We start from the raw sequence: 693 nt of genomic DNA, 5'->3' as shown, positions 1-693 counted from the left end.
GCGTCCGGGGCGCGCGCCGCGCCGACCGCCGGCAGCGGGGGCAGCGTCGTCTCCGGAACGGCGGCAGCGGGTTCGTTCCAGGTGCGCAGGACCCGCTCCCCGACGGTGTGGGACAGCAGGTCGGCGCGCCCGACGGGCGTGTCCGGCGACGCGCCGGCGACCCATTCCAACGCCTCGTGCAGCAGCGACACGCAGGACGCGTGCCCCTGCTCGTCGTGCAGTTCGGGGTCCGCGTCGACCGCGAACTGGATGCTGCGGTCGGAGGAGACGTCCCACACCGCGACGGACAGGTCCTCGAACGGGCCGGTGGACAGGTTGCGGGCGGTGACGGGTGCCCCGGCGAAGCTGAGGCGGTAGTCGAACGGCATGACGTTGACGGAGACCGACCACGGGGACTCGCCGGGCCGCAGCCCGGCGTCGTGCAGCAGGTCCTCGTACCGGTAGCGCTGGTGGCGCACGGCCTCCAGGGCGCGCACCGCGCACTGCTCCACGAGACTCCGCACCGACGTGCCCGGGTCCACGGAGACGCGCAGCGGCACGACGTTGGCCGTCACCCCGGGCACGTGCTGCTCCCTGCCGGGCGCACGCCCCGGGACGGCGAACCCGAGCAGGACGTCCGTCTCGCCGGTGGCGCGGCTCACGCCCAGGGCCGTCGCCGCCACGACGAGCCCCGCCAGCCCCGAGCCGAGCGCG

1 protein-coding gene is annotated in these 693 nt (G+C 75.8%); it reads right to left on the bottom strand.

Features of this window, described 5'->3' with window-relative positions:
* Positions 1 to 693 (bottom strand): condensation domain-containing protein (locus ACYVE9_RS29625; RefSeq protein WP_461030952.1); only part of this gene is annotated, 693 nt, incomplete at both ends.

The organism is Streptomyces sparsus (genome assembly GCF_054776295.1).
Note: the sequence above shows the minus strand (reverse complement) of the source record. Positions and strands in the feature narration are given on the sequence as shown.